The organism is Photorhabdus sp. RW14-46, from assembly GCF_963887965.1.
Classification (GTDB): Bacteria; Pseudomonadota; Gammaproteobacteria; order Enterobacterales; family Enterobacteriaceae; genus Photorhabdus; species Photorhabdus laumondii.
Genome location: NZ_CAWPHH010000036.1, coordinates 38125 through 46557, shown reverse-complemented (window position 1 = coordinate 46557; position 8433 = coordinate 38125). Strand labels below are relative to the sequence as shown.

The 8433-nt window shown below is 41.0% G+C and carries 9 protein-coding genes and 1 pseudogene; 4 read left to right on the top strand and 6 right to left on the bottom strand.

Going from position 1 to position 8433, the window contains the following annotated elements; translation table 11 throughout:
- From AACQ38_RS20470 to AACQ38_RS20460, 3 genes and pseudogenes are all read left to right on the top strand, one after another.
- Positions 1 to 110 (top strand): annotated as a pseudogene (locus tag AACQ38_RS20470) (IS630 family transposase); the annotation flags it as partial.
- Positions 111 to 209: 99 nt separating this feature from the next.
- Complete coding sequence (locus AACQ38_RS20465) at positions 210 to 488, top strand: hypothetical protein (protein WP_011144657.1); 279 nt, start codon at positions 210 to 212, stop codon at positions 486 to 488.
- 93 nt (positions 489 to 581) lie between these two features.
- A complete protein-coding gene (locus tag AACQ38_RS20460; RefSeq protein ID WP_165578956.1) occupies positions 582 to 842 on the top strand; it encodes a hypothetical protein in 261 nt (86 codons plus the stop codon).
- Between the two features lie 634 nt (positions 843 to 1476).
- Here AACQ38_RS20460 and AACQ38_RS20455 read toward each other — a convergent pair.
- The 4 genes from AACQ38_RS20455 to AACQ38_RS20440 all read right to left on the bottom strand — a co-directional run bounded on the left by AACQ38_RS20455 (position 1477) and on the right by AACQ38_RS20440 (position 5457).
- A complete protein-coding gene (locus AACQ38_RS20455; protein WP_165578955.1) occupies positions 1477 to 2742 on the bottom strand; it encodes a hypothetical protein in 1266 nt (421 codons plus the stop codon).
- 82 nt (positions 2743 to 2824) lie between these two features.
- On the bottom strand, positions 2825 to 4039 hold the full coding sequence (locus AACQ38_RS20450; protein WP_165578954.1) for a hypothetical protein: 1215 nt from the start codon (positions 4037 to 4039) through the stop codon (positions 2825 to 2827).
- Between the two features lie 883 nt (positions 4040 to 4922).
- Positions 4923 to 5213 carry a type II toxin-antitoxin system RelE family toxin gene (locus tag AACQ38_RS20445; protein ID WP_011144654.1) on the bottom strand — a complete coding sequence of 97 codons (291 nt, stop codon included), beginning with the start codon at positions 5211 to 5213 and terminating at the stop codon, positions 4923 to 4925.
- The gene (locus tag AACQ38_RS20440) at positions 5203 to 5457 is read right to left on the bottom strand and encodes a type II toxin-antitoxin system RelB/DinJ family antitoxin (RefSeq protein WP_011144653.1); all 255 of its coding nucleotides are present in this window, start codon (positions 5455 to 5457) and stop codon (positions 5203 to 5205) included. Before AACQ38_RS20440 ends, AACQ38_RS20445 begins: the two co-directional genes overlap by 11 nt.
- 235 nt (positions 5458 to 5692) lie before the next feature.
- Here AACQ38_RS20440 and AACQ38_RS20435 point away from each other — a divergent pair, with 235 nt between their 5' ends.
- Positions 5693 to 5959 (top strand): type II toxin-antitoxin system CcdA family antitoxin, encoded by a 267-nt coding sequence (locus AACQ38_RS20435; RefSeq protein WP_165578953.1) that lies wholly within the window; start codon positions 5693 to 5695, stop codon positions 5957 to 5959.
- A gap of 562 nt (positions 5960 to 6521) precedes the next feature.
- Here the strand turns inward: AACQ38_RS20435 and AACQ38_RS20430 are convergent.
- Both AACQ38_RS20430 and AACQ38_RS20425 read right to left on the bottom strand, forming a co-directional pair.
- On the bottom strand, positions 6522 to 7289 hold the full coding sequence (locus tag AACQ38_RS20430; protein ID WP_165578952.1) for a Fic family protein: 768 nt from the start codon (positions 7287 to 7289) through the stop codon (positions 6522 to 6524).
- A 409-nt stretch (positions 7290 to 7698) separates the two neighbouring features.
- Positions 7699 to 8433: class I SAM-dependent DNA methyltransferase (locus tag AACQ38_RS20425; protein ID WP_207631940.1), on the bottom strand; the 735-nt coding region annotated here is incomplete at its 5' end.

The following is an 8433-nucleotide window of genomic DNA, read 5'->3' as shown; positions in this document are numbered from 1 at the left end:
AATTTCGAGACAACGTCTTCAAATTTTTCACCACAACGCTACCGGATATAGCGGACTCGCTGATGTCTAGAATTAACGACCATTTTCAGGTGCTAAAAACTGCATCTTGAAGTTTCTTGGGTATATACTTATATTTCATTATGGTACGTGTTAGGATGTTTTTAAATCAGAGCTAAATAAATCTACGTTGATATAATGGAGAATTTAATATGATTTATGCCAAAAATATTTCAGATAATGTGGTTAAAGTTGCAATTAGTAAATGGAGTAGTGACGAAGGTGATGATGAATATATTGATATTCCTCCAGGAGAGGTGGCTCAATGGGGTAGATCAGATAAGCGCGGTTATTTAATGTCATTAGCACGTAAAGATAGTGCCACAATGTTGTATTCAATAAAATCAAATGGCTACATAATTATTTATACTAGCTATGTTGAAAATAACGGTAGCCGGATAGACTCTTTATATTCGATACCAGCTGTCTAAAAAATTTTATTATCGCACTAGTTTTTTTAATTTAATTTTTCTTACATCATTGAATTTAATAAAAATATTCATTATTGATATAGTGGAGGATTTATGATTTATGTTAAAAATCTCTCAACTGAACCGGTTAAAGTTTCGGTTAATAAATGTGGAGAGGAAGGTAGAGAGGAATATTTAGCTCTTGATTGTGAAGATGTCAAAGTGTGGGATCTATCCGATACGCATGGTTTTATATTGTCAGTAATACAGAAAGGTATTGAAAAATCATATCCTGCTTTTCATAACAGTTTTATTATTATTTTTGATGATTATGTACAAGATAGCGGCACCAATATATCTCATCAAGAGAAATAAATGAGAGCTTGTCATCCGATTTAATTGAGTGTTAGACAAAATTAAATCACCATAATCAGGAATGGAATCTCCATTCCTGAACTATTTATATCCAACGGTTTGCTACTTTCTCCCCTAATGCTTGTTTTTCTGCTTGATTGATAAAGATATTTCCAGCCTCTTTATAATTAATCAGTTGTTTTATCAACTTCCGCTGACAGAATTTCCAGACTGGGTGTTTAGCCCCAATATTTGATGAATCAGATAATAGAAAAAAGTTATCGACTGATACCTATAGGTTAATACTAAATTGGTTTTTTGGTAGTTGGTTTTAGATTATTTTTTATCGATAAAGCGTAAAAATTAAAATTATGAGACTTGGGCAACAGAATTTAGGGGGGATATACATCTTTACTGCTACTTTTATTAATACGCAAACATGTAACTTAATTTACTAAGTATTAACTGTAAAACAAAGAATAAAAATCACCAAAAGGGGCGCAATATATTTTCTGTCTATAAAAAAGTGAGTTATTTTGGTAATAACAAGAGCGGGAGAGCTAATATTTCAAATTAAATAAACGATAGGCTGAACCGAGGTATTACAGCTCAGCCTTGGTTTTAGGGTTTTTTAGTGATTTATAATGACAATAGATTAATCATCATATTCACTGTGTACTGTATTATCGTTACCAACATCCCAAGCTAATCTTTGACCATTCGCCCGTAAGACTGCGAATGCGTTTCTTGATGCACTTAGGCTGATTATATCTTGTAGTCGGGCTATTCCAGGTGGAACTTGGAAACTAGAATTTCTGGACCCCCACCAAGAAACTACACTACCATTCGCTCGCAGAGCTGCGAAACCGTGATAAGATGCTGCACTCAGGCTAACAATATCCTTTAATTTAGCAATCTCGGGGGGGACACTGATATCACCCCAAGAGACTATGCTGCGATCTGCCCGTAGGGCTATAATCGTACTTCCTGTTGAATATAGGCTGACGATATCTTTTGATGCGGCAATTTCTGGTGGAATTGCATCCCCCTCAGAACTATTCCCCCAAGAGACTACGCTGCGATCTGCCCGCAATGCCACGAAAGTATTAGGTATTCTAACTAGGCTGACAATATCCCGTAATGTAGCAATTTCTGGTGGGACTGCGCCGCCATTGTCCCGATCACCCCAGGCAACTACGCTACGGTCTGCTCGAAGGGCTGCGAAAGCACCACCTGTTTTACACAAGCTGACAATATCCTGCCATCTTGCAATTTCAGGGGGTATAGAAGGTCCACCTCCCCAGGTGACTATGCGGAGGTTTGCCCGCCGGGCGATGAAAGTATCATCTATTGCACTTAGACTGATAATATCGTTTAATTTAGCAATGTCTGGCGGGACTGTAGCGTATCCCCAAGAGAACACGCTACCGTTTGACCGAAGGACTGCGAATGTAGAATTTGTTGCGCTCAGGCTGACAATATCTTGTAAGTTGTATGGAGCGTTACCACCACGGCTCATATCTCCCCAAGCGGCCACGCTACCGTTTGACCGAAGGGCTGCGAATGCAGAATCTGTTGCGCTCAGGCTGACAATATCCTGTAATTTAGCAATTTTATATGGAACTTCGCCGCCATAGTCCCTATTGCCAGAATTACCTCCCATCCAAGCTACCACGCTACGGTCTGCCCGCAGGGCTGCGAATGCATAATTTGTTGAATTCAGGCTGACGATATCCCGTAATTGGGCAATTTCTGGCGGTACACGGCGTCCCCCCCAGACGATCACACTGCCATCTTGCAATAACATGGCGGTTGTGCCGTAAGCGGAAGTGATGGAGATCTTGTTGTCAGAGTTACTATATATTCCAACCCCAGAATGCCGGTATAGGTTGTTTGGTGAGAAGTCGTTATTTTGGTTCATATCATTCTCCTATACAAGGTCATATCGGATTTACTTTACTCACAGGGAGTCTGTACCGTAAGACCTTTGCTCAATGGATGAATTAATTATCATATTCATTATGCAATTTATTATCATCAGCCGATCCCCAACCAACTCTCTGACCATCGGCTCTCAATACTGTAAATGAGTTTCTTGACGCACTTAGGCTAACGATATCTTGTAATCGAGCTATCCCGGCTGGGACTTGATTGCCTTGATTACCGTGATCATAGTCTGAATAATTGCCATATCCCCAAGCGACTACGCTACCATCCATCCGTAGAGCTGCAAATGCGGTTTCTGTTGCACTGATACTGACAATATCCTGCAATGCGGCAATTTCTGGTGGGGTTTTGATATCATTACCTCCCCAGACGACCACGCTGCGGTTTGCCCGCAGGGCTGCAAAAGCCCCCGATGTTGTACTCAGACTGACGATATCTTGTAATTGAGCAATTTCCGGCGGAATACTGCCACCCGAAGATGGGTTGCCCCAAGCGACGACACTGTGATTCGCCCGTAGGGCTGCAAAAGCAAAATTTGTTGCGCTTAGACTAACAATATCCCGCAATTGAGCAATTTCTGGTGGGATTTGAGTACCTGAGTTCTTGAACCCCCAAGCGACGACACTGCGGTCTGATCGTAGGGCTGCGAAAGCAGAAACTATTGCACTGATACTGACAATATCCTGCAATTGGGCAATTTCTGGCGGGACCTGACCGCCCCAATCTTTAATTCCCCAAGCGACCACGCTGCGATTTGCACGCAGAGCAGTAAATGCGTTTATTGTTGAACTCAGGCTGGTAATATCCTGCAATTGGGCAATTTCATCAGGTATTTTACCGCCATAAAATTCATCTCCCCAGGCAACTATACTACCGTTTGTCCGTAAGGCCACGAAGGCAGAACTTGTTGCTTTCAAGCTGACAATATCCGTCAATTGAGCAATTTCATCAGGTACTTGACCACCATTACCTTCGTTTTCATTTCCCCAAGCGACCACACTACGGTTTTTCCGCAGAGCCGCGAAAGCGTCATCGGTTGCACTTAGACTAACGATATCTTGCAATTCGGCAATATCGGGCGGGATTTGACTACTAAGGTCATCTCCCCAAGTCATCACTCTGCCATTCGGCAATAACATAGAGGTTGCCCCTCTGGTAGAAGCGATAGAAGTACTATTATCAGAATAACTACTCCTATCCGGTTGCCAATATTGCTTGATAGGATTACCGTCGGTATCCATGTTTGGTGAGGAATCGTTATTTTGATTCATATTATTCTCCTAATGATGGTGATATCGGATTAACCTTTTTACCCACAGGGGAATCTATGCCATAAAACCTATCCCTTGCGGGTTAAGCTGAATTTCTACTGCAATTTGATACTAGCTATTCTTTGATGAAGAAGATAATAGAAAAAAATTATCGACTGACAACTATAGATTAATACCAAATTGATTTTTTGGTAGTTGGTTTTAGATTATTTTTTATCGATAAAGCGTAAAAATTAAAATTATGAGACTTGGGCAACAGAATTTAGGGGGGATGTACATCTTTACTGCTACTTTTATTAATACGCAAACATGTAACTTAATCTACTAAGTATTAACTGTAAAGCAAAGAATAAAAATCACCAAAAGGGGCGCAGTATATTTTCTATTTATAAAAAAGTGAGTTACTTTGTTTCTTTAGGATTTACATTAAAAACTATTTCGTAGAGAGCGGGAGTGATAAAATTTCAAGTAAATACTCGATAGGTTGAATTATTATATTTTTCTCAGTCATTGGTTAATGGCCGGCAATAACAAAATAACACTTAATAGATTAACTAATCATATTCACTATGTGCTTTAAGTCCTGAATAACGAAGTTTCTCGGAAACTAATTGATAATCATTGCGGAACCAAATGGCGCGGGTAAATTGACGCCCATTTATGTTGTTGAGACACCCCTCATCAGTAAAGGCTAAAGTAAGCGGATGACGATAAAAACAAAATGACTTTTTTATCGTAAAACAAAGGTAAAGAAGAGCCAGACAACTCATTGAATTATTTTTTACTTTATTGGAATATCATCACGCTGGACGCTCTGCATTGCCAGACAGAAACCCTCAATCTTATCACCCAGCGTTAGGGCGATTTCATTGCGGTATATTTATTATACAATTCGTTTACAAGCTATTTCATAAGTTTTCGCATCTTCCCGTTTACCAACAGCGATCACCAATATTACGATCTCTTCTTCTATCACTTGGTAAACCAGACGAAAGCCTGAAGAACGGAGTTTAATTTTAAAGCAGCCAGCCAGATTACCGTGTAATCTGGCTGAATCAATATAGGGATTGTTCTGTAACTTCCGTAGCTTCTTTTTAAATTGGTCGCGTATGCTCTGATCCAGTTTGTACCACTCTTTCAGGGCTCGTTCGTCGAAATCGATATTAAATATCATCAAGGTTTACCCTGATACGTCTAGCGGGATTTTTAAGACGGTCACGTACCACTGCTAAGATGTCTGCATCTTCATCATGATCTGCCACCATAACGGAAACTTCAGTGAACGGCAGCTTTTCATTCTCCACAACATAGCGCAGAAAGAGACGTAGCGCATCAGATGGCGATAAGTTCAGTTTCTCAAATGTCTGATACGCACTTTTTTTAAGTTCTTCATCAACTCTGATCTGAATAGTACTCATAACGTTATCTCCTGTAATGACATTTGTATTACATTCTATTGCATAACATTTGTAATGCAATAAAAATTTTTTGCTATAACTGGAGTATATACCCGTCATCTTTCAAGTTGCCTCTTTGTTGGCTGCACTCTCTCACCCCGGTCACATCGTTATCTATGCGCCCGGGGATTCGCTCCCTTGCCGTCGCGATACATCTTGAAATCTATAAGGTATATGCGCATAGATGAGGTATCTGATGAAAAGACAATGCGTCTCAACCGTAGAACGAAAACAATCCGGTAAACGTAGTACAAATGTGTATTTGACCGCTAAAGTGCTAGATGAAGCCCGTGATTTAGGGATCAACTTATCAGCGACACTAGACAAAATGTTGTCCGATGTTGTTCGTGAGAAAATAAGACAGCTATGGAAAACTAAAAACAAAGCCGGTATCCACGCTTTCAATGAATTTGAGCGTGGTGCAGGGCTATTTACCGATGATGATGAATACGGGGTTATTTGATGGCTCAGTATGCTGTTTACCGCAATAAATCCCCTAAATCGAGGGAATAATACCCTTTCATTATCGACATTCAGAATGACCTATTAGACGATTATAATTCACGGACAATATTACAAAGTCAGTGACAACGGTAGCAAAGAGCAAGTTAAAAGCTGCGGATATCGTCTGTGTTATGCCGGGTATTCACTCCGATATCATGGCAGCTTTAGATACTATCGTTTCAGGGATTTAATTGGTTGATTTATACCCGTCATCTTTCAAGTTGCTTCTTTGTTGGCTGCACTCGCTCACCCCGGTCACATAGTTATCTATGCTCCCGGGGATTCTCTCCCTTGCCGCCGCGATGCATCTTGAAATCCATAGGATATAAACTTTAGATCAATTTCAAAATAAGGTTTCAGTATAGGGGTTGTAAGCCCAAACCATCCAAAATTTTGTTGCGTTAATTTCAGATTATTAACAAAGTGCTGGTTTTTTTTATCCTGCACTTTGTTTTAACAAAAAGATCAATAGCGGTCTGGGTCGTGTCAAAAACGTTCGTTTGTGCAATCCCATTTTATGATCATTTAAAAAAACCGGGTTTTGCCACTTTATCCGGATGACAATCCATAAGAAACATCATCATCTCAGTAGCATCTTTGCTCAGGTAGAAGCGGACCATTTTTTCGTTGAACTCATGCAGTTTTGCCGCAGGCACACTGATTGCATCGATGCCGTTCGACATCAAGATACCGTTCATCATGAAACGTGAAGTGCGTTTGTTACCATCAAAGAAAAATTGCTGTAGCGCCCCGAAAAGAAAGAATGCAGCTCCCTGTTCAAAAGGCCGACATTCACGCAATGCAGCAAGACCCTCGTGAAAAACACGATTTAATTCTGGTGCGCCAGACTCAGTAGGCAACGGCGTATGACGCCCCTGATTGCCCAAACTGACATCTGGAGTGTAATTTGTCTCCTGCCCTTCCCCACGGAACATTCCCCACTCCAAAGCTTCATTACAAGCAACGATGCTATGAAGTTCTGCGAATGTGGCTTTGGTCAATTCAAATTGACCGGTTTTCACTAAAACTAGTAAGCGCCTGGCACTCTCTGCAAGATTCAAGATCTGTTGCTGATCAGAAACCTTCCTACCGCCGACGGTGACACCGTCCAACAATGTTTTCACTTCGGGGAAAGTAAAGGGATTGCCTTCAAGTACACCAGCATCCCAAACAAATTCTGGCAGCATCCGATGAAAGCGGAAGCATACCCGCTCAATAGAATGAATAGGAACAATAAGAGGAGCCGCAGACCGGTCCCAACGAAACCCCAATGCGTTGAAAAGCTTCATCGTTGCTAATCCTTTTTACTATTTCGAATGCGCTAAATTATAAGTAAAACACAATAAAAGACCACCTCCCCAAGCTATCCCGCCAGAAACGCTCTCACTTGACGAGCGGGGAGCAAATGTCGCGGAAGCTTATTCAACTTCGTCACGTGTGACTATGACGGAAATTCTTGATCGTCACCCATCCCCGGTCGTGATCGCAGTGAGGATCTTTATTTTGGTGTACTGAGTTACCCGAGCGCCGTTTTCCTCAGAAACCTGAGTTGTCGAACTATTTCATCCGGTTCTCACCAAAATCCCGGCTGGAGGTCAGGAAAAGTTGTTTTGCAGGACGAAGGAAATTCAAAAAAATCCCTCGATTTTCACCGGGGGATTGGTATAGGAAAGAGAGTGGATCTTGGGGATTATCTGGTTAAATCTGACAAACAAGAGCTGTATCAAGACAATTTCGTTGGAAATCATCCCAAAAACCTGGGGGATGAGCCTCAATATCGCTTTCTAACAGCATGGGTTTTTGCCATTTAAATTGTTTGAACCCCGCCTTTTGGATCGCTGTTTGATATTGTTCACGACTCCAACGATACATAGTGAAAGGACTGGGTGGTGTGGTAAGAAATTCAGCTTTCACGAGAGTGGTGTCTTTCACCGGCTCTTCACTCAGAATTTTTATACAATAATTCTCATAATTCCCTTTCTCTAATCGATAATCAGGTTCAACGGTATACGCAATTAGTTTACCGGCAGGCTTGAGATGAGCGGCAATGACACGGAACATAGTTTCAAGGTCTTCAAGAGATTCTGCATGGCAAAATAACCAGGCTGCATTAACTATGTCAAACTTGCCAAATGACTCCGACTCCATCTTGCAGATATTTCTTACGTGAAATTCGATATCGTCACCGTATTGTTGTGATTTGCTTTTCGCAATCGCTATCATGTTTTCTGATATATCGACTCCAATGACTTTCGACGCACCACGATTTCTGTATTCTCGACTAAAGAGACCATATCCACAGGCTAAATCTAACACTGATTTCCCGTGTATATCCCCTGCCAGATCGAAGATAGTTCTGATTTCTACTTTGATATGGTCAGTAGCATCTGAAAAGCTCTCGTAAAGATGGGCAATAGGGCCATATAAAGTTTT

Coding starts and splice junctions, on each gene's coding strand:
- AACQ38_RS20460 (WP_165578956.1), top strand. CDS start 582: ATGATTTATGTTAAAAATCTCTCAACTGAACCGGTTAAAGTTTCGGTT.
- AACQ38_RS20445 (WP_011144654.1), bottom strand. CDS start 5,213: ATGATATTTAATATCGATTTCGACGAACGAGCCCTGAAAGAGTGGTAC.
- AACQ38_RS20450 (WP_165578954.1), bottom strand. CDS start 4,039: ATGAATCAAAATAACGATTCCTCACCAAACATGGATACCGACGGTAAT.
- AACQ38_RS20465 (WP_011144657.1), top strand. CDS start 210: ATGATTTATGCCAAAAATATTTCAGATAATGTGGTTAAAGTTGCAATT.
- AACQ38_RS20455 (WP_165578955.1), bottom strand. CDS start 2,742: ATGAACCAAAATAACGACTTCTCACCAAACAACCTATACCGGCATTCT.
- AACQ38_RS20440 (WP_011144653.1), bottom strand. CDS start 5,457: ATGAGTACTATTCAGATCAGAGTTGATGAAGAACTTAAAAAAAGTGCG.
- AACQ38_RS20430 (WP_165578952.1), bottom strand. CDS start 7,289: ATGAAGCTTTTCAACGCATTGGGGTTTCGTTGGGACCGGTCTGCGGCT.
- AACQ38_RS20435 (WP_165578953.1), top strand. CDS start 5,693: ATGAAAAGACAATGCGTCTCAACCGTAGAACGAAAACAATCCGGTAAA.